This window comes from Chitinophagaceae bacterium (genome assembly GCA_016710165.1).
In the GTDB taxonomy this organism is placed as follows: domain Bacteria; phylum Bacteroidota; class Bacteroidia; order Chitinophagales; family Chitinophagaceae; genus Ferruginibacter.
In genome coordinates this window covers 2,087,841-2,113,562 of record JADJLJ010000001.1, presented here as the reverse complement: position 1 = coordinate 2,113,562, position 25,722 = coordinate 2,087,841, and the positions used below count along the sequence as shown (strand labels likewise).

Below are 25,722 nucleotides of genomic sequence, written 5' to 3'. Positions count from 1 at the left end.
CCTGTCTGCACATTTCAAACAAAATGCGGTTGTGATCTTGTTTGCCCTGTTGTTGTTTTCCTGTGAGAACACCGACAAGGAGCTGCAGGACATGAGCAGTAAGAACCTGGGTATTGAGGAAGTAAAGAATGCCGATATCAACTATACACTGGGCGGCAAAGCAAAGGCTAAACTCATATCCCCGCTGATGCTGCGGGTGCAGGATGTGAACCCCTATGTTGAATTCCCAAAAAAACTGCATGTTGATTTTTATAATGATACCGGGTCTGTCGACAGCCGGCTGGACGCCCTTTACGGAAAATATTTTGAAGCCGAGAGCAAGGTCTTTTTAAAAGACAGCGTGGTGGTGATCAATGTGCTGGGCGATACGCTTTACTGCCAGGAACTTTGGTGGGACAGGAACCGAACCGGGTTTGAATTCTATACCGATAAGGAAGTGCGCATCCGCCGCAAGCTGCAGATCATTGACGGCATTGGTATGGAAGCAAGGCAGGATTTTAAGGAATGGGTCATTAAAAATGTATCCAATAGTTTTATCCGGGTCCCCAATTCACAATTCCCGGTTGACTGACCCCAACAAATGCATGGTTGTTTTGTTATCTTTACAGCGATCAAAAACGCATTCAATTTAATTCATTATGGAATATCGTCGACTTGGAAGATCCGGCCTGCAGGTAAGTGTTTTGTCTTTCGGAAGCTGGGTCAGTTTCAGCAAACAGATAAATGATAAGGTGGCCGACGAGCTGATGGGTATTGCCTACGATGCGGGCATTAATTTCTTTGACAACGCAGAAGTATATGCCCTGGGTGAAAGTGAAAAGATGATGGGCCGTGTACTGAAAAAGAAAAAATGGGACAGGACCTCCTATACGGTTTCCTCCAAAGTATTCTGGGGATGGCGTGGCAAGGAGAATAAACCCAATCAAAGCGGGCTTAGCCGCAAGCATGTGATGGAAGCCTGCGATGAAGCACTGCAAAGGCTGCAGGTTGATTACCTGGATATGTATTTCTGCCACCGGCCCGATAAGAATACACCGGTTGAAGAAACGGTATGGGCAATGAACCATCTTATTCAGCAGGGAAAGATCTTATACTGGGGCACCAGTGAATGGAGTGGCGTGGAGATCATGGAAGCCCATAAAGCGGCACAGCAATACCACCTGATCGGTCCAACCATGGAGCAGCCGCAGTATAATTTGTTTGAACGGGATAAAATGGAGAATGAATTCCTGCAGTTGTTTAAAACGGTTGGGATGGGAACCACCATCTGGAGCCCGCTTGCATCCGGCCTTTTAACCGGGAAGTATAATGACGGGATCCCGAAGGGAAGCCGCTTTGCACTGGAAGGGTTCGACTGGCTGAAGGAGCGGTGGGTAATGGATGAAAAGATAAAGAAAGTAAAAAAACTCAGTGACCTGGCTGCCAAACTGGGCATGACCACCGCTGCACTCAGTATCGCATGGTGTATCAGGAATCCGAATGTAAGCACAGCGATCCTGGGCGCCACAAAAAAAGCACAACTGCTGGATAACCTGAAAGCACTGAAAGCAATGGAACAGCTTACGCCCGAAGTGATGGATAAGATCGAGACCATACTGAAGACAAAACCAAAACCACCCGATTATTAAAATGGAAGCAGTGATCATCTACGGGATCCCGAATTGTGATACCACGAAGAAAGCAATGGCCTGGCTCAATAAGAACAAGATCCCTTTTTCCTTTCATGATTATAAGCAGGAAGGCATAAGCAGGAATAAACTGGAAGATTGGTGCAGGAAGGCAGGACTGGATATTATCTTCAATAAAAGAAGTACTACCTGGAAAGAACTGCCGGCGGGTGAACAGGTAAAAGCAACCAGCCAGCAGGCAGCCATAAAGATCATGATGGAAAATACCAGCATCATTAAAAGACCGGTCATGGAGCATGGGAATGACCTGGTCGTGGGTTTTAAGGAAGAGCAATACAATAAGATCTTTAAATAAATTTATAATCACCATTAAACAAGACCCCGGACGTTTAAAAGTTAAACTCCGCCAACTGGCGGATCTGGGGCAAATAAACAACATGAAACGAAACGCAACTGCCGTATGGAACGGCTCCGGAAAAGAAGGTAACGGGCACCTGACAACACAAAGCTCTGTATTGAGTAAAACACAGTATTCCTACAGCAGCCGGTTTGAAAATGGCATCGGTACCAATCCGGAAGAACTGGTGGCAGCCGCACATGCCGGTTGCTTCAGCATGAAGCTGAGCTTTGTACTGGGTGCAGCAGGTTTTACACCGGAAGAGATCAACACCCGTTGTGAGGTGACCCTGGCAGACGGTGCCATCACCGGATCACACTTAACGGTCTCTGCAAAAGTACCGGGTATCAGTAGCGAACAGTTTGAAGCAGCCGTGGCGGATGCCAAGGCCAATTGCCCCATTTCAAAAACACTCAGATCCAATATCACACACGAAGCCACCCTTCAATAAGGTGGTCAATCCGTTAACGGATGAAGAAAACAGGATCCATAATAACAATTTCAATACTGTTGCTTGTATTGTCTTCCCTGTATGTAAAGGCATCGGGATCAGATACACTGGTGGTTATTTTCGACAGGCAGAATTTCGTACAGGGCGACAGTATTGATATAGAAGTTTATACAGAACCCTACCGGAACAACCCGCCTGCACAAACACTGCATTTGTGGATCGACAATGTAAAAACCGGGCAGCGCTGGAAATACCGCTATCCCTTTTTAAAAGGGCGGTGTACCATCAGCCTGAAAATATCCGACAGCATTCCAAAGGGTACGTATGCTTTTAATTTTCTGCTGCAGAACCAGTTTCTTACTGTAAAGGGAAAAGTATTGAATGCCGCTAAGCAGGATACATCGGTCAATTACGTTGCCCGGGCTCCGAACAGGGTGCCTGTTATTGATGGTGCTGATCTGCAACCCGGGGGTTACTTTAAAATAGAAAATCTTTTCTTCACCGATTCCGTTTTATTCAGCTTCTCCCCGGTTCAAAGCCAGAAAAAAAAGGAAAACAAACTGCGGGTTGCCATTGAGACGCCTGTTGACTCCCTGTTCATACCCGGGACAACAGAAACAGAGTGGATAACGGTCGGGATCGCTGACAGCATAAGCCCAAAACTGAAAAATTCATATTCGTTCAGCATGAGCGATATGAACGCTCCACCACTGATGAAAGAGGTCATCGTAAAAGCAAAGACCAAAAAGGCCATTGATGAATACAGCAATAAGTATGTCAACGGATTGTTTGGCGGAGGAGAAAACCATGTATTCGACTTCCTGGATTCAGACGAGCCATTGAAATTCCCTGACCTGTTTACCTATCTTACTTTCAAGATCCCGGGCCTTGAACAGAAGATCAATGCCGGGAATGGGCAACCTTTTTTAACCTACCGGAATGAAACCGTTGATATTTATGTGGATGAATACCTCGATACCGACTTTTCATTGTCCAGTATCAGCCTGCAGGACGTTGCCCTGGTTAAATTTTTCAGACAGAGTTTCCGGCTGGGCGGAGGAATAAATGATAACGGACTTGGAGGTTCCCTGGCGATCTATACCAGGCGGCCCATGGAACGGGCTGGAAACAGGTTAAGCAATTATACATTTTTAATTAAGGGATATTCTTCATTGGCCGGCGAATGGAAATAGTACCGGGTGTCAACCGGTGTTTTTAGCTACATTTGAAAAAACGATCACCATGTCATTTAAAGATAAAACAGTCATCATCACCGGGGCTTCCCGTGGAATAGGTAAAGCTATGGGCCTTCGTTTGGCAAAGGAAGGAGCCAATATTGTCATCGCTTCAAAAAGCGTGGAAGAAAATCCCAAACTGGGGGGCACTATCTTTTCTGCCGCAGCAGAGATGGAAGCTGCCGGGGGAAAGGCGCTGGCCGTTCAGTGCGATATCCGGTTTGAAGACCAGGTTCAAAATGCAGTTGATAAAGCCGTTGAACGGTTTGGTGGCATTGATATACTGGTGAACAATGCCTCGGCGATCAATTTGCTGCCCACCGAGCAAACGGAACCCAAACGGTTTGACCTGATGTATGATATTAATGTGCGGGGAACATTTATGATGAGCCGGGCATGTATCCCGCATCTTAAAAAAGGAACCAATGCCCATATCCTGAATCTGTCTCCACCGATAAACATGGACCTGAAGTGGTTTGAAAAACACCTGGCGTACACCATCAGCAAATACGATATGACCATGATCGCCCTCGGCTTATCTGCTGAACTGAAAAAATACAATATTGCAGCCAACAGCCTCTGGCCACGTACCACCATCGCCACCGCTGCCGTAAATAACCTGTTGGGGGGAGAAATGCTCATGAAGATGAGCCGTATCCCCGAGATCATGGCCGATGCAGCTTATTATATTTTAACAAAGCCTTCAACTTCCTGCACCGGCAACAGTTTTATTGATGAAGCTGTACTGGCAGCAGAAGGGATCACCGATCTTGATAAATATTCCGTGGTGCCCGGGGGCCGGTTGTATAACGACCTGTTTATGTAACCTCGCATGTTAATAAATTCCTAAATGCCTTTTTCTTTGATGAGCGGTAACTTTTGTTGGGGCGTGTACGTTTAAATTCGTATCTGCATCATTACGCCATGAATGATGCATTCGCAAACCAATAAAGTATAGCCATGATTTCCTTTAAACTGAAAGCATTATGCTTTTGTGCGCTTATTACTGCATCGGCCTACAGCCAAACTGAGAAAAGGATCCTGCCTGCCAAACGTATTCAAACCCCCATTAAGCTGGACGGAATTTTAGATGATGCTGCCTGGAAAGATGCCCCGGTGGCGGATAAATTTACCATGCTCAGGCCGGAGCCTTTTAAACCCGAAAACCCGGATAATGCCACACAGGTATACTTCGTGTATAACAACGAAGGCATTTATGTTGGCGGGTATTTACATGAAAAGAACAAGGACAGCATCGCAGCCGAGCTGACCGGCCGGGATGGGTTTGGCAACAATGATTTTGTGGGAGTGATCTTCGATACCTATAAGGATAAACTGAATGGGTTTGAATATTTCGTTACCCCGCTGGGAGAACAGATGGATGCGAAAGTATCACCCAATATGAATGGCAACAGTGAAGATTTCAGCTGGAATGCTGTTTGGCAAAGCGCTTCCAAGCTTCAAAGCGATGGCTGGAGTTTTGAAATGTTCATTCCCTACTCTGCCATCCGGTTCGGGAAGAAAAAAATACAGGATTGGGGATTGAATATTGTGCGCCGCAGGCAAAAAAGCGGCCAGCAGTTATTCTGGCAATCCATCGATCCGAATACAAATGGGTTTTTAACACAGGAAGGTTTTTACAAAGGGCTGGAAGACATTAAGCCACCGATGCGGTTACAATTCTCTCCCTACTTCTCTACCTACCTGAATCATGATGGTACCGCTGCTGCCGGCGTTAAGAAAAATTCTTCCACCATTAATGGGGGTATGGATGTTAAGTACGGACTCAACCAGGCATTTACACTCGATATGACCCTGATACCCGACTTTGGACAGGTTCAATCCGACAACCGTATTTTAAACCTTACCCCGTTTGAGCAAAAGTTCAACGAGAACCGGGCTTTCTTTACAGAGGGTACAGAACTTTTCAACAAAGGCAATCTTTTTACAGCAGGCGGATAGGTATTGAATCGAGGTACCGGAAATGGAATTCAGCACAACCATCCGAAACCGTGGTGGAAGACCCGGCACAGGCCAAGATATTGAATGCAACCAAGATAAGCGGCCGTACCCAAAAGGGATTGGGCGTGGGTGTTCTGAATGCCATCACACAGCGGCAATACACAAAATTCAGGGATAAGGTTACCGATGCCACCCGTAAAGAAGAAAGCATGCCATTGACCAATTACAATGTTTTTGTTCTGGACCAGACCCTGAAACACAACAGCAGCATTTCTCTGGTGAACACAAATGTATGGCGCAGCGGCGATGCATATGATGCAAACGTAACCTCTGCCCTTTTTGACCTGAACGATAAAAAGAACACCTGGAATGTAGGCGGCAATGTCAGTTTCAGCAACATACTTGGCCGGGACGGGAAGAATACAACCGGCTATGCCCACAGCATCTACTTCGGTAAAACGAGTGGCCGGTTCAACTTCAATGTGTGGCAGGACCTGTACAATGATAAGTATGATAAAAGTGACCTTGGTTATTTCACCAACAACAATACCATGGACCAGGGTTTCTGGGCCGGGTATAACTGGACCAAACCCAAAGGCTGGTATAACCAGTTGCGGATAAACACCAATTTCTGGTACAGCAGGCTTGTCTCTCCCATTGATAACCTTCGCCGCAGATCCATGATGTACCAGAATGCCGGTCTCAACTTCAATTTCAATGCACAAACCAAAAAACTGTGGTGGGTGGGAGCAAATATAAATGGAGGCCCGGCCAGCAACGATTTTTATGAACCAAGGGCGTATGGCCGCGTATTTAAGAACAAAGGAAGGATAAATGTGAACCTGTGGTGGGAAAGCAATTATGCAAAAAAACTTTCCTGGGGCGGAAGCATATATGCAGGAACAGGGGGGGTATTTCACCGGAAGAACTACGACCTGAACCTGTTTGGAAAGATTCGTTTCAACAGCAAATTCTCTGTGGATGGTTCTATGTATGTAAGCAACAGCCTCAACCAATCCGGCTTTGCCGGTAAAGTGGGTCCTTTGTATGATACCATTATCTTCTCCCGGAGAAATGTGAACAGTGTGGAGAATGTTCTGAACATCAAATACAATTTCACCAACAAGATGGGCCTTACCTTACGGGCAAGACATTACTGGAGTAAAGTGAACCCGTTGCAGTTTTATGAACTGGATACATACGGCGACCTGAAAACACCCACCAGCCCCTTTACTCAAAATGTAAGGCAGAATTATAATTACCTAAGCGTGGACATGGTGTACAACTGGCAGTTTGCCCAGGGAAGTTTCTTCAGCATCGTGTGGAAAGATATTGGCGAAAGTTTCAACCGCCAGTTTGAAAAGAACTACGCAAAGAACCTTACCAATACGATCAATGGCCAGCAGTTCAACAGCCTTTCGGTACGGGTGATCTACTTCCTCGATTACCTTACGTTCAGAAATAAAGTAAACAGAAAGAAAACAGGATAAACCAGGCCATAAATAAAACCCCGTTACAGGAACGGGGTTTTATTTATAAGGCCATAATGCTTACCTGATCATTTCTTTGGGGGCCTCTTTTTCCAGTAAATATTTATAAATGAATTTTGTTTTCAGGTTCTGGAAATGTACCCCCTTGTTTCCACCCCATCCATGCCGTCCGCCGCTGTAAGGCATGAACTCAAAGTCTTTTTTCAGGTCCTGCAGTTTGCTGATGAACTGGATGCTGTTCTGCATATGCACATTATCATCAATCATACCGTGAACGATCTGAAGTACACCCTTGTATTTATCTGCATGGGTCAAAACAGAGCTGTTCTTATATCCTTCGGCATTGTTGGCCTGAGTACCCATGAAACGCTCGGTATAATGAGAGTCATACAATGTCCAGTCGGTAACACTGCCACCCGCCATGCCATGGGTGAAAACATCACTTGCATAGGTGAGTGCATAGCAGCTCATGTATCCGCCGTAACTAAACCCGGTAATGCAGATCTTTGAAGCATCGGCACTTCCGTTTGCGATCAGCCATTTGACCAGCGTGCTGTAATCCTTCATTTCCCAGTAGCCCAGGTTGTGGTACATATAGTTCACCCCTTCTTTACCAAAATGGCCGCTGGCCCGGTGGTCCATCGAAACCTGTATCAAGCCCTCTTTGGCATACCATTGCTGGTTGCCGCCCAGGCCCCAGGTATCCATTACGGTTCCGGCATTGGGTCCGCCGTAAACAGAAATAAGCACAGGGTACTTTTTACTTTTATCCATATTTACCGGCCAGGTCACTTTCATGGGCAGGTCATACAAACCATCATCGCTTTTTACACGTACAATTTCTGTTTTGGCCAGGTTGTACGTATCAAACTCGGGTCCTTTACTGTCACCGAGTTCTTTTATGATCTTTCTTTTATTGCTTATCAGCGTCATCCTGGGCGGCGTGGTGGCGTTGGAGTATGTAGTAACAAAATAAGAACCATCCGGTGACAGGTTGATGGAATTATTATACTCACCCAGTGTAAGCCGCTCCATGTTCTTGCCATTGATATTCACCCGGTAGAAATCATTCCGGGCCGTGTTCTCCAGGCTTCTTGCGGTGAAGTAAACAACGCCTTTTTTCTCGTCCACGTACGTCAGGTCCGTTACGGTGAATTTTCCGGCGGTAATGGCATTCACCAGTTTTCCCTTCATGTCGTGGAAATACATATGCTTCCAGCCGCTGGCATCATTGAACAGGATGAACCCCGTACCATTCTTCATAAAATAGATGCGCTCGCCTGCATCATCCAGGTCGATCCATGTTTTTTGTTTTTCATTATAAAATTCTCTTTTAGCGCCGGTGGTTGTGCTCACTTCGTAAATGACCAGGTTATCCTGCAGGCGGTTCATCCATTGCACCAATAAAGCACTTCCGTCGGGCATCCAGTACGGAAGGCCGAAGTACTGGTCGCCTTTCGGGTTGAAGTCGGCCCATACGATATTGCCGCCATCCGGTTTTACCACACCCACTTTTACTTCCGGGTTTGGATCGCCTACTTTTGGATACCGTTCTTTCTCAACAATCCCGTGCAGGCCATTGGCATCTGTAATGGTGAATACCGGAACGGGAGCATCATCCGACCGGAAAAAAGCAATGTGTTTGCTGTCCGGGCTCCACCAGAAAGACCGGTACTGGGAACGGCGCCCCAGGATCTCTTCCATATATACCCAGCTTGCATAACCGTTCAGGATGGTTTCGCTGCCGTCGGTGGTAAGCCTGGTTTCTTTTTTGGTAGTGATGTTTACAGCATACAGGTCATTGTCTTTGGTAAAGGCAACATAGTTGCCATCGGGACTAAGCGTGGGGTTTGCTTTTTTACCCTTGTCATTCGTTAATTGGATCTCGGTACCGGCCACTTTTGCATACACATCGCCCGATTTAAGATACGCCGTTGTTTTGTCCGGCCTGGCCTCTGTTTTCATATCTGCTTCGGTGGCTTCTGTTTCAGTACCGGTCTTGCAGTCGATCACATAATTCTTGCCGTCACGCCTTAAAATAAGGTGACTGTCATCCAGCCATCTTGCTACCGAGGGCAGGGTCTGTGTGATGCCTTTGAAATTACTTTTGAAATACTGGTCATTTCCCAGGTCTTTCTTTTGTGCCTGTGCAGCAAAGCTGAAAATAATTACCACTGCAAGGGCAGCGGCCTGTTTTCTGAATTTTATCATGTTCTGGTTGTTTGATTTTTGAAAGTGGAAGGTAGTTTTTTTGGGAGAATACTTTTGGATAAATTGATGGGCGGATATGATTTAGTGTAAAAAAAGAACAGGCTGCTGTATTTTTTTACAGCAGCCTGTTCTGAATATAAAAAAAATTATTCCATATTCTCTGGACGCATCATCGGGAAGAACAGCACGTCCTGTATGGAATGCTGATCGGTGAGCAGCATGGCAATGCGGTCGATGCCAAAACCGATGCCGCTGGTGGGTGGCATCCCGTATTCAAGGGCACGTAAAAAATCATAATCAATGAACATGGCTTCGTCGTCGCCCCTTTCCATCAGCTTGGTCTGTTCCTCAAATCGTTCCCGCTGCTCAATGGGGTCGTTCAGCTCGCTGTAGGCATTGGCAATTTCCTTGCCGTTGCACATCAGTTCAAAACGTTCCACCAGCCCGGGTTTACTGCGGTGCTTTTTGGTAAGCGGGCTCATCTCTACCGGGTAGTCGGTGATAAACGTAGGTTGTATGTAGTTGCCTTCGCATTTGGCGCCAAAGATCTCGTCGATCAGTTTGCCCTTGCCCATCTTCTCATCGGTATGAATATGCAGTTGCCTGCACACATCCCGGATGCCTGCTTCATCCATGGAACTGATGTCAAAACCGGTATGTTCTTTAATGGCATCATACATGGTCACCCGCTTGTACGGCGCTTTGAAGTCGATCTCTTTCCCGCCAACCGTTACTTTGGTCTTGCTGTTGGTTGCCATGGCTGCCCTTTCCAGAAGCTGTTCGGTTGTTTCCATCATCCACTCATAATCTTTGTATGCCACATAAAATTCAAGAATAGTGAATTCGGGGTTATGCGTACGGTCCATTCCTTCATTGCGGAAGTTGCGGCTGAATTCATATACCCAATCGAACCCACCAACGATCAGTCTTTTTAAATACAGTTCATTGGCAATGCGGAGGTACATGGGTATGTCCAGGGCATTATGATGCGTAGTGAACGGCCTTGCTGCAGCGCCGCCGGGTATGCTTTGCAAAACCGGGGTATCCACTTCCAGGGCGCCACGCTCATTTAAAAAATCACGCATGGCATTCACCATTTTGGTACGCTTGATGAACGTCTCTTTTACAGCAGGGTTCACAATTAAGTCGGCATAGCGCTGGCGGTAACGGAATTCAGGATCGGTCACTTCATCAAAGGCTTCGCCGTCTTTTTCCTTTACGATGGGTAATGGGTGCAATGCTTTGGTAAGCAGGGTGAATTCCTTTACGTGGATGGAGGTCTCACCTGTCTTTGTGGTGAACACATATCCTTTGATGCCGATGATGTCGCCAATGTCCAGCAACTTTTTCCAAACGGTTTGAAACAGGGTCTTATCATCACCGGGGCAGATATCATCCTGTTTGATATAGATCTGTATTTTACCCACACTGTCCTGTATCACGGCAAAATTTGCCTTGCCCATATCACGAACACTCATAATTCTCCCTGCAATGCATACATCAGCAAAACCGGCTTTGTTCTCGTCGCCCTTGTAGTTCTCTTTTATATCAACCGATGTTATATTAACCGGGTACAAGGCTGCCGGGTAGGCATCAATGCCCAGTTTATTCAATTCTGCCAGTTTCTCCCTGCGGATGATCTCCTGCTCTGATAAATGTTGTGTGCTCATAGTATTTATAGGTCCTGCCTCATGTGGCAATGGCGGCAAAGATACTTTATACATCGCAATCAGCCATCTGGTGTGTTTTCTTGGTAGTGCCCTGTTTTGAATGATTGTCATCCTGAGCCTGCCTGCCGGTAGGCAGGGAACGAAGGATCTCCTGATCAGGATCGTTTCCTTAACCTGAGATGCTTCGTTCCTCAGCATGACAGGTCACAAAATATTCAAAACAGGATACTACCGTTTTCCTGCACTTTATACTTTGGCAGGAAACTTGTTTACCTTTAGTAAAATAAAAAAAATGAAAAGAATATTTACCGGGCTGCTGATCTGTTCTCTTTTTTACGGCTGTGAAGTGATAAAGCAAATTCCCCAGTCAACCGGGATCACCGAAGCGGAAGCGGCTGATGGGATCAAAGAAGCATTGAGCCAGGGACTTGCGGGGGCTGTGTTAAAACTGAATAAAGAAGACGGGTTTTTTAAAGATGCCTTTTATAAAATACTGATTCCCGAAGATGCCCGCAGGGTCGAGAATACATTGAGGGATATAGGCCTGGGCAGTATGGTTGATAAAGCCATTTTACAGATAAACCGTGGGGCAGAAGATGCAGCAGGTTATGCCAAACCCATATTTGCGAACGCCATTAAGAACATGAGTATCCAGGATGCGATCGGCCTGGTAAGGAACGGCGATACCAGCGCTACCCATTTTTTCAGGGAGAAAACAACCGAACAGTTGATTGCGGCTTTTACACCGGTCATTAGATCCTCGCTGGATAAAGTAAATGCAACAAAATATTATGGAGATATGGTTAATAAGTACAACAGCATTCCGCTGGTAAAAAAAATAAATCCTGACCTTACCGGTTATGTAACGATGAAAGCAACCAATGCCCTGTTTGACCTGGTGGCAAAGGAAGAAAAGAATATCCGTTCAAATTTTGCGGCAAGAACAACGGACCTGTTGAAAAAAGTATTTGGCGGAATATTATGATCAATAATCAGCCAGCAATACCTGCCAGGCCTCGTTCACCTTACCGGCATCCAGTAATTCTTTGGCATAGCGGTGCAGTTCCTTATCCATATCATCGGGGTTGATGGCATAATACTGGATGATATTTTTGAGTTTATCATCTGTAAAAGCGGGATCCACAAAGGGCATTTCATGCACATTGGCCAGCTGGCCCAGGTTGTTGGCAGTAAGTACGTTGCTCCTGCGGATGCTTTCGGGTAAGGCATCCAGGCCAATGCCCAGTTGTGTATTCGGTTTGGCTACCTTAAACAGGTTTGTTTCATCCACCTTACAATACCAGTCGCCGCCAAGCCGGGCCACATGGTGCAGTTTGGTTTGATCGATCTTCCCCTGCGCATCCAGGATGCTTTCATCTATGTGCATGCGAAGCACTTCACAGAGCACCAGGTTTCCGGCGCCGCCTTCTGTTCCAAGCGGTTTAACTTCTATGACCCTGCACTCCAGTTTTACTTTGCTTTCCTTTACCATTGGCGGGGTAACAAGGGTAGCTTTCTCTTCCGTAAAACCGGCTTTGATGAATTCATTGGTGCCTTTCGGATACTCACAACTGGCAAGTGATGTTTGCTGCACCATATCATAATCTACCATATTAATTACAACCTCAGGCACTTCCAGTACATTCTGCAAAGTATGTTTGGTGGTATTGTCCCTTACCCTTCTTGCCGGGGAGAAAACAACAATGGGTGGGTTGGAAGAGAATAAATTGAAAAAACTGAAAGGGCTGAGATTTACATTACCGGCCTTATCAACGGTAGAAGCAAAACAGATGGGCCTGGGAGCAATGGCGTGCTGCAGGTAGTTCTGAACATCGGCGGGTTTCAGGTCTTTTAAGGTGATTGTCATTTTTTACCGCGAAGGCGCAAAGCCGCTAAGTTTAAAAATCATTTACAAATCGCTTGATGCCATCTTTAATAAGTGGCACATGGAAATTAACCAAAAAACCTAACTTCTTTTGTGATAATTTTAAATAAGAGATTATCTGGGCTGTGTAAACAGGGGGTATTGTGTCACAACATTTAATTTCGATCACTATTTCTCCTTCAACCAATATATCTATTACATAGTATTTTCCTGTATCATGCCCTTTATAAAATAATTTTACCTGGACCTGGTTACAGGCAATAATGTTTCTTAACTCAAACTCTTTTAGCAATGAATATTCATAGGCAGATTCCAACAAACCAGGACCTAATTCTTTATGAACATGAAAGCATGCATCAACAATTTGTGCAGCCAATTCATTATATTTTTCCCTGGTCATTTACTTTGCGCCTTAGCGTCTTTGCGGTTAAACTTTCTTCAGCGCTAAAATTGAAAAATCACTTTCATCCTTAACAATGGTATTGCTTAGTTTTCCCAGGGCATCTATTTCCATTTCCACCACATCGCCTTCCTGCAGCCATTGTTCGGTATAATTTGGGTCATTTAATTTCCCGGTTCCGTTCAGCTCAAGAAAACAGCCTGTACCAACCGTCCCGCTTCCGATCACATCGCCGGGGAAAAGGTCCACTCCATAACTGCATCGTTCGATTATTTCAGCAAAGGTCCAGTCCATATCACCCACATTTCCTTCACTGACCTGTTGTCCGTTGACCCAGCATTTCATTTTAAGGTTCCAGGATCTGCCGGTATGATCTTCCTTGCAGGGGATCTCATATTGCTCCAGTTCATCGGGGGTTACCAGCATGGGTCCGATAACCGTACAAAAATCCTTTCCCTTTGCCGGGCCAAGGTTCAGCAGCATTTCTTCCATTTGCAGGGTCCTGGCACTCATGTCATTCATGATCATCAGGCCGCCAATATATTCGTCAGCCTCCGATGCCCTTATATTCCTGCCCGGTTTGCAGATAACAATGGCCGCTTCCAGCTCAAAATCCAGCTTTTTAAAATGATCGGGCATACAAACAATGTCTCCCGGGCCCTGTATGCTGTTGTGGTTGGTAAAATAAAAGATGGGGTATTGGTCAAATTCGGGGATCATGTCCACCTTCCTGTTGCGCCTGGCAGCAGCTACGTGCTGGCGAAAGGCATAGCCGTCCCGGCAGCTGGTCGGGTGTGGAACAGGGGCCAGGATCGTTGCTCCTGCATAGGGTTCTCCCTTAACATTTCTCACCATCCCGTCCTTGATCCGTTGCTCTACCATTTTTGCCATGGGCATGAACTCATCCCAAAAATTCAGGAACATGGACATGGTGGAGGGCAGTTCACTGTGTACCGTATCCAGGGGATAAATGGTATCATCCACCACCATTCCCAACAGGGCCTGGCCGTCGTTTAAATAAGTGACTAATTTCATTCGTGTTAAATTGTTGGTTGCAAATTTAACTATTAAATAAGCAGTATCGGGAGTTCAATTTTAACCTGCTTTATTTATTTTTGTATCCAACTTTTTACTATGAAGTTTGAGAAAATTCATAATAAAGGACAAGCCAGGATCTTTCAGAACCAGTACCTGGAATATCTTACAAAGACACATCCGCTGGTGATATGGGGTTTGTATATTCCAATCATCGGGTTCATGCTGTATCACAGCCATGCCCGTTTAGCGATCGGGATCCCCGGAATCATATTGCTTTTTTTGGGAGGGATGATCGCCTGGTCGCTGTTCGAGTACTTTATTCACCGCTTTGTTTTTCATTACATTGCCGAAAGCGAAAGGGCCATGCGGACCGTTTATGTTATCCATGGCAATCATCACGAATACCCACGTGACAGGGAAAGGCTGTTCATGCCCCCGGTGCCAAGTTTGCTCATTGCTTCAACGCTTTTCAGTATATCCTATGCCGTTGCCTGGTTATTGGGGGTACCCGGAAATGCATTTGCTTTTTTCCCGGGATTTTTGCTGGGGTATCTTATGTACGGATCCATGCACTATGCCATTCATGCCTGGAACCCGCCTTTTAAATGGATGAAGCCCTTATGGCGAAATCATCACCTGCATCATTATAAGAATGAGCACATGGGCTTTGGGGTAAGCTCTACGTTATGGGACCACGTGTTTGGCACCATGTTCGACCTGAAAAAAGAAAAAGAGGACAAAGCAAAAGTGCAGGAACTGATGTTCAGTAAAAACAGTTCGAAGAAACAATTACAGGAGCAATAAGGCATTACCATTTTTCTTCCTCATCCATCTCATTACCCTGCCTGCTGAACTGCTCGCGGGTCTTTAATTTCTGTTCCTGCCTTTCCAGTATGAGCGATGCAATAATATTACCGGCATCTTCATCGGGGAATTGTTTCAGCAGCGATTTTAATTTCTGTTCACTTACATCAATGCGGTAGAGATAGGTTACCAGTTTTTCAAAATCATTTTTTATTAACTGGTTGATGTAGGCTGCCAGTTGACTGTGTATCTCATGATATGTGGCATTCCCGGCAAGGTCAACCGCCAGCTCTTTATTGAGCAACCGGATCAGTTCATTATTCTCCATGGTCAACTGTTTGTTTTTGGAAGGTCAGCGTTTGTTTTCCATCACCCCGGTCCCGAACAGGGCAAAATCGTATTTCACCGGGTCGGCCTTATCCAATGTACGCAAAAAAGAGGTCAATTCCAATGCAGCCTTCCAGTCGGGTATCTTTCTTTTCAAAATACCCAGTTGCCGGGCCACCCTTGCTACATGAACATCCAGCGGGCATACCAGTTGCGGGGGACGGATATCATTCCAGATCCCGAAATCAACACCCGCTTTGTCCCTGCGTACCATCCATCGGAGGAACATATTCAGCCTTTTGCAGGACGAATCCTTTTCAGGCGCTGCTATGTGTTTCCGGGTTCGCGGGGGAACATCGGGTAAAGAGAAGAAATAATGATAGAACCCGTTCAGGGCATTTTCAACGGTTACATCCCGTTTGTTCATCCATTGGGTAAAGGCCGATTCAAGGGAAGGCTGTTTGCTGTAATGCATGTTGAAGAATGACACGAAATACAACAGATCGGTTGCATTGAATGTGCGGTGTTTGAACGCAAGTAATTTTTTCAGATCCGCATCTGAATGATGGAGGCAGAATGCATACGGTTGATTGCCCATCAGCTGCATCAATTCATTGGATTTATTGATGATGGTGGTACGGTTACCCCAGGAAAACAGGGCGGTAAAAAAACCGGCGATCTCGATATCCTGTTTTTTTGTGAATTGCCTGGGTATGGAAATGGGGTCATCTTTGATGAAAGAAGGCTTGTTGTACAGTTCCACCTTCCTGTCTAAAAATTTCCTGAGATCATCTTTCACAGACGCATCGGTTTACCGGTTTTTTTTGAATAAGGCAGCGATCGCAATAAACACCCAGATGATATTTACGATCATGGACGGATATGCCTGGTGCACCAGTGTGTTGACGGTAAAGAAAATGCCGCCGAACAGGTTACTTAAAATATAAACACCCGAAGAGCTTTTCAACCTGCCGTTGATATTCAGGAAGTAGGCACCCACGATCAGTACGGCACCGATCCAGCCAATGATTTCAACAAAATAGTTCATTGTTTATCCAATTGCCTGTTCCAGGTCTTCTACCAGGTCGTCGGCATCCTCAATGCCTACACTTAACCGGATGAGGGAGTCTGACAAGCCGTTTTTGATCCGTTCTTCCCTGGGTATGCTGGCATGCGTCATGCTGGCGGGATGATTGATCAGTGATTCAACACCACCGAGGCTTTCAGCCAGCGAAAACAGGTGGGTGGAAGAAAGGACCTTTGTTGCCGCAGCCACGCTTTCATCTTTGAGCTCAAAGCTGATCATGCCGCCAAAGCCACGCATTTGCTTTTTAGCAACAGCGTAACCTGCACTGTCTTCAAAGCCCGGCCAGTAAACCCTGGCTACTTTGGGATGGCTGCGCAGCCAGGTGGCAATCCTTTCTCCGTTCTCGCAATGCTGTTTCATGCGTACGTGAAGCGTTTTGATCCCCCTCAGGATCAGGAAGCAATCCATCGGACCCGGTACTGCACCGCAGCTTTTTTGTATGAAATATAATTTTTCCCTCAGTTCCGGGTCATTCATCATCAGGGCACCCTGGATCACATCGCTGTGGCCGCTTAAATACTTGGTGGCGGAATGCATGACAATATCGGCACCCAGGTCCAGGGGATTTTGCAGGTAAGGGGAAGCAAAGGTATTATCCACGCAGAGCAGGGCTTTTGCCGATCTTGCTATCGCCGCCATGGCAGCAATATCGGTGATGTTCATCAGCGGGTTGGTGGGGGTTTCGATCCAGATCAGTTTTGTAGCAGCCGTAACAGCCGCTTTTACATTTTCGGCATTCGTGGTATCCACATACCTGAATTTTATGCCATACCGTTCCCACACTTTGGTGAACAGCCGGTAGGTTCCGCCATACATATCATTGGCGGCAATTACTTCATCGCCGGGATTCAATAATTTTATTACACTGTCCGTAGCCGCCACCCCACTGCCAAATGCCAGGGCAAACCTGCCATTCTCAATGCTAGCATAGGCATCTTCCAGGGCCTTCCGGGTGGGATTTTGGGAACGGGCATACTCGTAGCCCTTGTTCTTTCCCGGGGCTTCCTGTACATAAGTGCTGGTTTGATAAATGGGGACCATGATGGCGCCCGTGCTGGGGTCGGGTTCGGCACCGGCATGAATAAATTTCGTAGCAAGCTTCATTGGTGTAAATTTTTTATTATCAGCAAAGTTGAGAAATTAAAACCGAATGACAATTTGGTAGTGTCCTATTTTGAATGATTGTCATCCTGAGCCTGCCTGCCGGTAGGCAGGGAACGAAGGATCTCCTGATCAGGATCGTTTGCTTAACCTGAGATGCTTTCCCGATGAATCGGGACAGGCTGTTCCTCAGCATGACAGGTCACAAAATATTCAAAATAGGACACTACCGACAATTTATAGAAGTTGTGCGGCACATAAATACCGCCAGTCGTAATTTTTTTCGGCGTGTGCCGCCGCTGGTTCGATCTTTTTATCGAGCGCTTTTTTATTGAGAATACCGGCCTTTACCAGTTTTCGTTTTGATTCCTGGATGTATTCCTGAACGGCGCCATTCTGCATCCACAATTTTTGCGGCGGTTCAAAACCCACTTTATTCTTCCTCCAGGTGATCTCAGGGGGCAACCGTTTATCCATGGCTTTTCTCAGCAGGTACTTTGTCCAGCCAGCCTGCATTTTTAATTGGGAAGGAAGTGAAAAAACAAATTCAACCAGTTCATGGCTTAAGAAGGGAAGCCTTACTTCCCTGCCATGGGCCATGCTGTTCCGGTCGGCAAAGCGCAGCAGTTCTTCCAGGCCCATTTCGGAGGTATTGAAGTACAGGATATCATTGAGTTTGGTAACAATGGGTTTGTGAATGCCTTCCCACTCCCGCCCCGCCAGTGACCGGATCAGGTCAGTACTTATATCCGGCTGGTGAATCGTTTTAAGGTATTCTTTCTTTTCAAGCTGAATGGCTGCATGCGAAGGCAGGAATGCGGCGAAAATATTTTTAATATCCCATGGGAAATGCTGATCATTTTTCAGGAATGCTTTTCTTTCTTTCCGGGATGCACCCAGTTTATGCCTGCTCAGCACCTCCTGCAGGTACCAATGTATATACCTGGGATAACCGGCCAGTATTTCATCGGCACCCTGGCCGTCAAGCAATACTTTTACATCGTGTTGTTTGGCCAGTTCAAATACTTTGTACTGTGTATAGATGCCGGCAGACTGAAAAGGCTCTTCCTGGTGATAACATAGTTTTTCAAATTCATTGATGAGCCCGGCAGCATCCGGCTGGGTTTGATGATTTTTTATGGATAAATTCCCGGTCAGCAGGTTTATGTAGGCAGATTCATCATTTTCAAAACCCGGGAAAACTGCAGAAAAGCTTTGCAGCTTTCCGGAGGGGTTGCCCAGGATATGGGCAATATCTTCTGCGGCAGGGCTTATCCTGTTCAGGTGATTTATAGAAGCAGCTACCGACGAGCTATCCAGCCCGCCGCTTAAACTTGTTCCAACAGGCACATCGCTTCGCAGCCTCTTTTTCACAGAGGAATCAAATATTTCGGTGAATTTTTCTGCAGCATCGGTTTCAGAGATCTCTATCCTTGTTTCTTTATTAAGCTGCCAATAGCGTTTAATTCTTGATTGCCTGTCGGCGGGTGAAACTTTTAAATAATGTGCGGGCGGGAGTGAATAAACGGATTCAAAAAAAGTCTGCTCTTTATCTACGCAGTTCTGTACATGCCCAAGGGTAAGGTAGTTGAGCAGCATTTTCCGGTCAATATTCTTTTCGATCCCGGTCTTCCATAAGGCCTTCATTTCACTGGCAAAGATAAAATGCTCATGATCCTCGTAGTAATAAAAAGGCTTTTCTCCAAAGCGGTCCCGGGCTGCAAAAAGCTGTTCTTCTTTTTCGTCCCAGATCACAAAGGAGAACATACCGTCAAATTGCTGCAGGCATCTTTCTTTCCAGTAATCGTATGCGGCCACGATCACTTCGGTGTCGGTCCGGGAAGAGAAGCTGTACCCCTTGTTCTGTAAAAACTTCTTTATTCCGGCGTAGTTGTATATTTCTCCATTATGAACAATGTGGTAACGTCCGGCCGCATAGGGCATGGGCTGGGCGGCGTTGTTGCTCAGGTCAATTATGGAAAGCCTGCGGTGCCCCAGGTGAACCGTGTTTTTTTCATTGCTCCAGGAACCTTCTGCATCCGGCCCACGATGGGCCAGGGCATCTGTCATTTTTTTTAAAAAGACGGGCGCCTCGCTGTTGGGTTTGTTCAATAATATCCCGGCAATACCACACATGGTGTAAATATCAATAAAAAAAGCGAGTGAATGAGCAGGAAAGGCATGGCTCAGTTGAAACCGATGGGCATGGTCACTTTAACATCGCCCCAGGCCATCAGCAGGTCGCAGCCATAAGAAGCTTTCTGGAACAGCATGGTGAAATACTCTGCCTGGGTATTGCTTTTACCTGCAGACAGTTCAATTTCAGCAATATCTTTGGTTTTATCCATGTGCAATCCCCAGCTAAAGAGATTGCTGTTGAAAATGATCTTCCACGTATCCTTGTAAGGGATGCAATACAAAATATACCGGCCGGCAGGAATCTTTTTCCCCTGTATGGTTGCCGCTTTAAAGAATTCGATCTCTGTGGCCTCATTGGCACCCAGCCGCCACTCCTGCCCGTAATGCTGGATAAAGTTTTTTGCGGTGGATGAATCTGCAAAGATTGTCCTGCCGTTCTTCTGGGGTCTGCTGTATATTACTCTTGCCAAAGGGTTTTCAAGACCCGGAGTGATCATCTTTTCTTTGGGGTAATCAACCGGGAAATAGATCATATCCATGGGAGATTTGTCAATGCCCAATGATCCGCTGTCGTTTATAACTGCCGGTATCTGTCCGGGAACGGGACCTTGATCTTCTACATTCTTCTTTTGCTGATCGCAGGCGATAAAAAGGAACATATTGGAAAACAGTCCGAGGGATAAAAAAACTTTTCTTGTATTCATGGTTTCAGGGGATTAAAATACGATCGGTAAATTCAGTTTTACATCCTCCCAGGCAATGATCAACACATCACCGGTTGATGATTTTTCAAAAGCCATCACAAACTCCTCGGTTGTTTCCGTTTGCTTTTGCAAGGCTATGTCTACGCGGAGCAGGTCTTTTTTTGCATCATACCTGAACGAACCCCAGGTGTCCGTTTCTTTGTTAATAATGATCGTCCATTTGTCGGCATAGGGTATGCAATACAGGGTATATCGTCCCTTTTTTATTTTTGTGTTGTTGATCCTGACGTCTTTGTAAAATTCAATTTCTGTGGCTTCATTGGCACCCAGCCTCCAGACCTTACCGTATTCGATCAGGTCGCCAAAGATCAACCGGCCGCCCTTTTGGGGCCTGCTGTAAATGATGCGGGCTATAAGGGGCCCTGTCAGCTTATCCTGGATCTTAAGCAGGGGATAATTGCTGGGGTAATGGCTCATGTCCATGGGTGATTTGTCCAGCGGGGGTAGTTTACCCTGCGCATGTATACCGGGGACAGAAAAACAAAGAAGCAGGAATGCCAATAACAACCGCATCATATTTTTTATTTAAAGATAGTCAAATCAGTTTTTCAAAAGTTCATCGAATTGATGTACGGTAAATTTCTTCAGTTCAGGAAAAAAAGCAGCATAACAGTGCTGCATGGCATTGTAGTGCCGGTTGAATATTTCAAAAGCGATCCTGCTTTCTGTAAGATATACGGCCCTTCGGACCAGTCCTTCGAAACTCTTTTCAATGGCCCAGGTGAACCAGTAGTTGGATAACCAGTCGTGCGCTTTCATGTAAGGGAACATTTTTTGAAACGGGGGCGGAAAGAGATCAGCCCTTGCATCCAGAAGCCGGTAGGTATTTCCGGCAAATCCGGCCAGGTCTGTTTCTGAACCAAACTCACCCGTGTCAGTTGCCAGGAAATGGTCGTATACGATGTCGGAAAATGCACCTGAATAGAGACGGTACTGTGGCCGGAAAAACGATTTCAATTCCTGTGTTGCGGGGTGGGTATCGGTAAAACCATCAATGGCCCGGTGCAGCCGGATACCTTTTTGTACGGCAACGGGGTAGTTGAACTGGTTCTTACCTTTTATATAATCACTGATCATGTTGCCCAGAAGTATCTCTGGTTGCTGAAAGGAAAGATATGCGTGGGCCAGGTAATTCATAACGGGATGCATAAAGATAATCAGTTTAAAGCGGCTGATGCCCTACCGGCCTTTCTGTACCGGGTAATAAAAAGTTAATACCACTTTCACTTTTTAACAGTCCGGAATCATCTTTTAGTAAATTATTAAGAAAAAACCGCAATGGCCAGCTGGTATTGGGTTTTATGAAAAATAAGGGCCACCCTTCCGGGTACTTGATTACCGTTTGTATGGAGATTAACATTCCTTAACATACCCGGTAAAGATGTGCTTGTACTGCGGTTGATGGGCACCTATTTTTGGTGTGTAATCAAAACTGCCGGCCATGGGCAGTTATTCTAAACAAATAAAAAGTATAGTTATGAAAAAGTTCAAAATGATCTTAACAGCGGTTGTAATGCTGTTTGCTGCAACCGCTTTTGCAACAGGAGGCGAAAACGTGACTCCCAAAGTAAAAGCAGCCTTTGAAAGTGATTTTTCAAAAGCGAGCCATGTAAACTGGGAAAAGACAAGCGATTTTTACTTTGCCTCTTTCCTGCTTAACAATGTAAGGGTGGATGCCGCTTACAACGAAGACGGCGAATTGGTTGGTACATCAAGGGGCATTACTGTGGAACAGATGCCGTTGAATGTTTCGCTGGCCATTGCTGAAAAATATACCGGGTACGAAATGGCAAAGAATGCCATTGAACTGACCTATGAAGGACAGACCAGGTATTATGTCACGGTTGGGAACGGCAAACAGACGGTTAGTCTCAAATGCTTAAGCAATGGTGACCTGGAAGTGGAAGGTAAAAGAAAAAAATAGAGAGTTGGTTTTTGGGTTTTGGAGCCCCCGGGATAAAATCCGGGGGTTTTTAAATTGGGAATGTCGGTTTTTATCCAACCTGGAAGGGCCCCTGTTTGGTAAACTATTTTTTGTTGCCCGGTTTGTCAGACAGCCGGTAAATATTAAAAGAATAAACGACGGGGATCACCGCCATCAGGAAGATGCTGCTGATAAATACAGGGATAATAACTTTGGTGCTGAGCAGCAGGGAGATCACTGCCAGGAGCAAACCTCCTGCAAACCAGATCTTACTTGCCAGTTGGTGTGTCTTTCTCCAGTTCTCTTCGTTTTCCAGTGCCCATGGAATGCGGAACCCCACAAAGTAATTTGGTTTTATACTGTGCATCAGGTTGCCGAGGTAGGCCAAAAACAGGCCGAGGCCACAAAAGAAGACCGGCAAGCCTTCTACTTTACCTTTCACCATCCAGTATATGATGAGCATTGTTACAGCGCAAAGGAAAAGGATAACAACAAACGCTATTTTACCCATCACAGCGGCAGTGGTGGCAGAATATTTCTTCTTGGGGTCTATCTTATGGATATTCCTGAGTATAAAATACATCAGGATCCCCACAACCGACAGGATCGCCGGGGCGATCAATAATTCACTCTTTGCTCCAAATTTATCGGGGGTTCCGCCGATCCCGAAATGGGTTGGGATGATCTCCGGAAGGTCTCCCCAGATCATTGCAAGATAGATCCAGGGGATGCACATCATCACAAACGGGAACAGCATGTGAAATAAAGCTGAACGTTTCATATTTTACAGTGTTTAGTTCTTTGTTCTGAAATCCACAAACCATTTTATGATCTCATCCATTACTGTGGTATTCAGCGAATATTTGATGAACTGTCCTTCTTTAACGGACTGAACCAACCCTGCCTGTTTGAGCAGGTCAAGGTGGTGAGAGATACTTGGTTTGCTGATACTGAAAAGATTTGCAATCTCACCCGCTGTCAGATCACCCTTCTTTAAATGTTCAAGGATCTCTCTCCTCGTCTTGTCGTTCAATGCCTTGAAGAGTATGTTCATTCTACCTGGTTTATATATTTAGACAAATATCTAAATAATTTATCAAACTTCAAAACTTTAATCCACAGATGTTGAAAAATTTAATTATAAAAAGTGCCACAAAATCAACAACTTTGAACCCCTGAAGGGAAAGGTTAGCTTTTTGGAAAAGAGTAAGTCCGGCAACTTGCAATTGAATAGCCTGGGGCAAGATCTTATTTTGAAAAAAAGGAGACAATGGTAAAATAAGGGAAGTTTAATTTGGAAATTATATTATTAATAGTATTTTTACCCCGGATATAGTTAGAAAGAAACTAAAACTGATTTTCTGATTTAACACTCCTTACCTCCCTATCCTATCCAAAGGCTTCTCCCCAAAATTGTTAGATTTTTTAATTGAGTAACCTATAATTTGATATTATGGCTGGAAGATATATTACTATATTTATCTTACAATTTTTGTTGGTTTATACCTCTTGCACACCCTCTAAAAAGGTCGCATACTTCCAAAATGCCCAGGATTCTGCATTTCGCCAGGTTTTAGGAACGATTGAAGCTCCTATCCAGAAAAATGATATCCTTAATATAGTTGTTTCGAGTCTTAGTCCTGAAGAGGATGTTAAGTATAACCGTATTGATAACACAACCAAGGGTTACCTGGTAAATAATGATGGCACCATCCAGCTTCCCAAATTAGGGAATGTGATGGCTGCCGGTCTTACTAAAAAACAACTGACAGATAAGATAACCAATATAATCCTGGAAAAAAAGGAGCTGCTGAACCCGATCGTAGAGATACGTCAGCTCAACTTTGAGGTCACGGTATTGGGCGAGGTTACCAACCCTACTGTAATAAACGTACCCAGTGAAAAGATATCACTGGTAAAGGCGTTGGGGTTGGCCGGCGATATCACCATTTACGGCAAAAGGGATAATATCTTATTGATCCGGGAGGAAGACGGCAAAAGGATGACCCGGCACCTGGATATCAATTCAGCGGATTTCTTAAGTTCAGAATATTATTACCTGAAACCGAATGACGTGGTTTATGTGGAACCCAACAAAGCGAAGATTGCCACAACCAACCGTTCGCAACAGGTATTACCTCTTATATTCAGCAGTATATCTGTTCTCATTCTTGTATTAGACAGGGTGATAAAATAACAGGGAGCACAAATGATGGAAATGGATAAAAATATGATGGTGGAAGAGAAAGAGACGAACATGGGTCAGCAACTGATCACTAAGTTTTTGCCTTACTGGCCATTGCTTATATTATTTGTACTTATGGCGTTTGCAGCGGCATATACGTACCTGCATTTTTCTACCCCCGTATATGAAGCGTCTGCCACCATCATCATAAAGGATGAACGCAGGGGATCAAATGAAGACTCAAAACTGCTTGAGTCCCTGGACCTGATCGCTTCCAAGAAGACGATCGAAAATGAGATCGAGGTTTTGCAGTCACGGGCATTGATGGAAAAAGTGGTAAAAACCCTTCGCCTGTATGCTTCTTTTTTAAAAGGGGGTAAAGTAAAGGAAGGGGATGCATATGTCTTGTCTCCGGTAACCATTGAGGCAAGGAACCCCGATTCAATCCAGGGAGCATATAAGGTCGAGTTCAGCTATGATAAGAATAGCCAGACGGTTATCGTGGGGAAGAAAGACAGGTATCCGGTCAACCAATTTGTAAACACGCCCTATGGCGTTTTAAAATTCCTTCCCAACAAGTACCAGTATGCTTCCATGAATACTGCAAATAACCAGTTTTTCTTCTCGCTGGACGAACCGCAGAATGTAGCTTCGGGATTGACAAAGATCCTGAAAATATCACCCAACAAACAATCGGCCATTGTAGAACTTAGCTATAAGGATCCGATACCGCAACGGGCAGTTGATATTTTAAACCAGCTCATCATAAGCTATGAACAGGTTTCCATCAATGAGAAAAACTCGTTTGCAAGGAATACGCTGGCTTTTGTAAATGACCAGCTCCGGGGCGTTACCATAGAACTTGATTCAATTGAAAAGAAGATACAACAGTACAAATCCGGAAGCGGGGCAGTGGATATCGGAACACAGGGCGGGTTTTACCTGAAAAATGTGGGGGAAAATGACCAGAAACTCGGCGACCTGAATATGCAGATCTCCATGCTGAACCAAGGTTGAAAAATTT

Annotated in this window: 28 protein-coding genes; 13 read left to right on the top strand and 15 right to left on the bottom strand. The window is 45.3% G+C overall.

Annotated elements, in window-relative coordinates; translation table 11 throughout:
• Positions 1–91: 91 nt before the first annotated feature.
• The 8 genes from lptC to IPJ02_09155 all read left to right on the top strand — a co-directional run bounded on the left by lptC (position 92) and on the right by IPJ02_09155 (position 7,163).
• A complete protein-coding gene (gene lptC / locus IPJ02_09190) occupies positions 92–571 on the top strand; it encodes an LPS export ABC transporter periplasmic protein LptC (GenBank protein ID MBK7375714.1) in 480 nt (159 codons plus the stop codon).
• A 67-nt stretch (positions 572–638) separates the two neighbouring features.
• Positions 639–1,628: an aldo/keto reductase gene (locus tag IPJ02_09185; protein MBK7375713.1), complete on the top strand. Its 990-nt coding sequence runs from the start codon at positions 639–641 to the stop codon at positions 1,626–1,628.
• A gap of 1 nt (position 1,629) precedes the next feature.
• A complete protein-coding gene (locus tag IPJ02_09180) occupies positions 1,630–1,983 on the top strand; it encodes a Spx/MgsR family RNA polymerase-binding regulatory protein (GenBank protein MBK7375712.1) in 354 nt (117 codons plus the stop codon).
• An 82-nt stretch (positions 1,984–2,065) separates the two neighbouring features.
• Positions 2,066–2,476 (top strand): OsmC family protein, encoded by a 411-nt coding sequence (locus tag IPJ02_09175; protein ID MBK7375711.1) that lies wholly within the window; start codon positions 2,066–2,068, stop codon positions 2,474–2,476.
• 20 nt (positions 2,477–2,496) lie between these two features.
• Entirely contained in the window at positions 2,497–3,669 is a 1,173-nt protein-coding gene (locus IPJ02_09170) for a hypothetical protein (GenBank protein MBK7375710.1), read from the top strand.
• A gap of 49 nt (positions 3,670–3,718) precedes the next feature.
• Positions 3,719–4,537, top strand: a complete 819-nt coding sequence (locus IPJ02_09165; GenBank protein MBK7375709.1) for an NAD(P)-dependent oxidoreductase — start codon at positions 3,719–3,721, stop codon at positions 4,535–4,537.
• Between the two features lie 134 nt (positions 4,538–4,671).
• A complete protein-coding gene (locus IPJ02_09160; protein ID MBK7375708.1) occupies positions 4,672–5,673 on the top strand; it encodes a carbohydrate binding family 9 domain-containing protein in 1,002 nt (333 codons plus the stop codon).
• Between the two features lie 50 nt (positions 5,674–5,723).
• Positions 5,724–7,163 (top strand): hypothetical protein, encoded by a 1,440-nt coding sequence (locus IPJ02_09155; protein ID MBK7375707.1) that lies wholly within the window; start codon positions 5,724–5,726, stop codon positions 7,161–7,163.
• 60 nt (positions 7,164–7,223) lie between these two features.
• Here IPJ02_09155 and IPJ02_09150 read toward each other — a convergent pair whose 3' ends face one another.
• Both IPJ02_09150 and lysS read right to left on the bottom strand, forming a co-directional pair.
• Positions 7,224–9,374 carry a S9 family peptidase gene (locus IPJ02_09150; protein ID MBK7375706.1) on the bottom strand — a complete coding sequence of 717 codons (2,151 nt, stop codon included), beginning with the start codon at positions 9,372–9,374 and terminating at the stop codon, positions 7,224–7,226.
• Positions 9,375–9,520: 146 nt separating this feature from the next.
• Positions 9,521–11,044, bottom strand: a complete 1,524-nt coding sequence (lysS, locus tag IPJ02_09145) for a lysine--tRNA ligase (protein MBK7375705.1) — start codon at positions 11,042–11,044, stop codon at positions 9,521–9,523.
• A 292-nt stretch (positions 11,045–11,336) separates the two neighbouring features.
• Between lysS and IPJ02_09140 the strand changes: the two genes are divergently transcribed.
• Positions 11,337–12,029 (top strand): DUF4197 domain-containing protein, encoded by a 693-nt coding sequence (locus IPJ02_09140; protein ID MBK7375704.1) that lies wholly within the window; start codon positions 11,337–11,339, stop codon positions 12,027–12,029.
• Here IPJ02_09140 and IPJ02_09135 read toward each other — a convergent pair whose 3' ends face one another.
• From IPJ02_09135 to IPJ02_09125, 3 genes are read right to left on the bottom strand one after another with little or no spacing between them, the layout of a single operon-like run.
• On the bottom strand, positions 12,030–12,911 hold the full coding sequence (locus IPJ02_09135; protein MBK7375703.1) for a flavin reductase family protein: 882 nt from the start codon (positions 12,909–12,911) through the stop codon (positions 12,030–12,032).
• A 31-nt stretch (positions 12,912–12,942) separates the two neighbouring features.
• On the bottom strand, positions 12,943–13,329 hold the full coding sequence (locus IPJ02_09130) for a GxxExxY protein (protein ID MBK7375702.1): 387 nt from the start codon (positions 13,327–13,329) through the stop codon (positions 12,943–12,945).
• A gap of 27 nt (positions 13,330–13,356) precedes the next feature.
• Positions 13,357–14,364 carry a fumarylacetoacetate hydrolase family protein gene (locus IPJ02_09125; GenBank protein MBK7375701.1) on the bottom strand — a complete coding sequence of 336 codons (1,008 nt, stop codon included), beginning with the start codon at positions 14,362–14,364 and terminating at the stop codon, positions 13,357–13,359.
• A 99-nt stretch (positions 14,365–14,463) separates the two neighbouring features.
• On the opposite strand from IPJ02_09125, the gene IPJ02_09120 reads away from it, so the two are divergent.
• Positions 14,464–15,171 carry a sterol desaturase family protein gene (locus tag IPJ02_09120; GenBank protein ID MBK7375700.1) on the top strand — a complete coding sequence of 236 codons (708 nt, stop codon included), beginning with the start codon at positions 14,464–14,466 and terminating at the stop codon, positions 15,169–15,171.
• A gap of 4 nt (positions 15,172–15,175) precedes the next feature.
• Here the strand turns inward: IPJ02_09120 and IPJ02_09115 are convergent, their stop codons facing one another.
• The 8 genes from IPJ02_09115 to IPJ02_09080 form a co-directional block, all read right to left on the bottom strand.
• Positions 15,176–15,499: a hypothetical protein gene (locus IPJ02_09115; GenBank protein MBK7375699.1), complete on the bottom strand. Its 324-nt coding sequence runs from the start codon at positions 15,497–15,499 to the stop codon at positions 15,176–15,178.
• A gap of 24 nt (positions 15,500–15,523) precedes the next feature.
• The gene (locus IPJ02_09110; GenBank protein ID MBK7375698.1) at positions 15,524–16,297 is read right to left on the bottom strand and encodes a TIGR02757 family protein; all 774 of its coding nucleotides are present in this window, start codon (positions 16,295–16,297) and stop codon (positions 15,524–15,526) included.
• A gap of 12 nt (positions 16,298–16,309) precedes the next feature.
• Positions 16,310–16,546, bottom strand: coding sequence for a hypothetical protein (locus IPJ02_09105; protein ID MBK7375697.1), 237 nt, complete (start codon positions 16,544–16,546; stop codon positions 16,310–16,312).
• Positions 16,547–16,549: 3 nt separating this feature from the next.
• On the bottom strand, positions 16,550–17,689 hold the full coding sequence (locus tag IPJ02_09100) for a cystathionine gamma-synthase (protein MBK7375696.1): 1,140 nt from the start codon (positions 17,687–17,689) through the stop codon (positions 16,550–16,552).
• Positions 17,690–17,923: 234 nt separating this feature from the next.
• Positions 17,924–19,822 (bottom strand): asparagine synthase (glutamine-hydrolyzing), encoded by a 1,899-nt coding sequence (asnB, locus tag IPJ02_09095; protein ID MBK7375695.1) that lies wholly within the window; start codon positions 19,820–19,822, stop codon positions 17,924–17,926.
• 50 nt (positions 19,823–19,872) lie between these two features.
• The gene (locus IPJ02_09090; protein ID MBK7375694.1) at positions 19,873–20,529 is read right to left on the bottom strand and encodes a DUF2911 domain-containing protein; all 657 of its coding nucleotides are present in this window, start codon (positions 20,527–20,529) and stop codon (positions 19,873–19,875) included.
• Between the two features lie 12 nt (positions 20,530–20,541).
• Entirely contained in the window at positions 20,542–21,105 is a 564-nt protein-coding gene (locus tag IPJ02_09085; protein ID MBK7375693.1) for a DUF2911 domain-containing protein, read from the bottom strand.
• A gap of 24 nt (positions 21,106–21,129) precedes the next feature.
• Positions 21,130–21,726 (bottom strand): DUF479 domain-containing protein, encoded by a 597-nt coding sequence (locus IPJ02_09080; protein MBK7375692.1) that lies wholly within the window; start codon positions 21,724–21,726, stop codon positions 21,130–21,132.
• Positions 21,727–22,066: 340 nt separating this feature from the next.
• Here IPJ02_09080 and IPJ02_09075 point away from each other — a divergent pair, with 340 nt between their 5' ends.
• A complete protein-coding gene (locus IPJ02_09075; GenBank protein MBK7375691.1) occupies positions 22,067–22,513 on the top strand; it encodes a hypothetical protein in 447 nt (148 codons plus the stop codon).
• A 103-nt stretch (positions 22,514–22,616) separates the two neighbouring features.
• Here IPJ02_09075 and IPJ02_09070 read toward each other — a convergent pair whose 3' ends face one another.
• Positions 22,617–23,294 carry an SdpI family protein gene (locus tag IPJ02_09070; GenBank protein MBK7375690.1) on the bottom strand — a complete coding sequence of 226 codons (678 nt, stop codon included), beginning with the start codon at positions 23,292–23,294 and terminating at the stop codon, positions 22,617–22,619.
• Between the two features lie 12 nt (positions 23,295–23,306).
• The gene (locus IPJ02_09065; GenBank protein MBK7375689.1) at positions 23,307–23,567 is read right to left on the bottom strand and encodes a winged helix-turn-helix transcriptional regulator; all 261 of its coding nucleotides are present in this window, start codon (positions 23,565–23,567) and stop codon (positions 23,307–23,309) included.
• 399 nt (positions 23,568–23,966) lie between these two features.
• Between IPJ02_09065 and IPJ02_09060 the strand changes: the two genes are divergently transcribed.
• Together IPJ02_09060 and IPJ02_09055 are read left to right on the top strand one after the other, a co-directional pair.
• On the top strand, positions 23,967–24,710 hold the full coding sequence (locus IPJ02_09060; protein ID MBK7375688.1) for a polysaccharide biosynthesis/export family protein: 744 nt from the start codon (positions 23,967–23,969) through the stop codon (positions 24,708–24,710).
• Positions 24,711–24,731: 21 nt separating this feature from the next.
• Positions 24,732–25,715: a hypothetical protein gene (locus tag IPJ02_09055; protein MBK7375687.1), complete on the top strand. Its 984-nt coding sequence runs from the start codon at positions 24,732–24,734 to the stop codon at positions 25,713–25,715.
• Positions 25,716–25,722 lie beyond the last annotated feature (7 nt).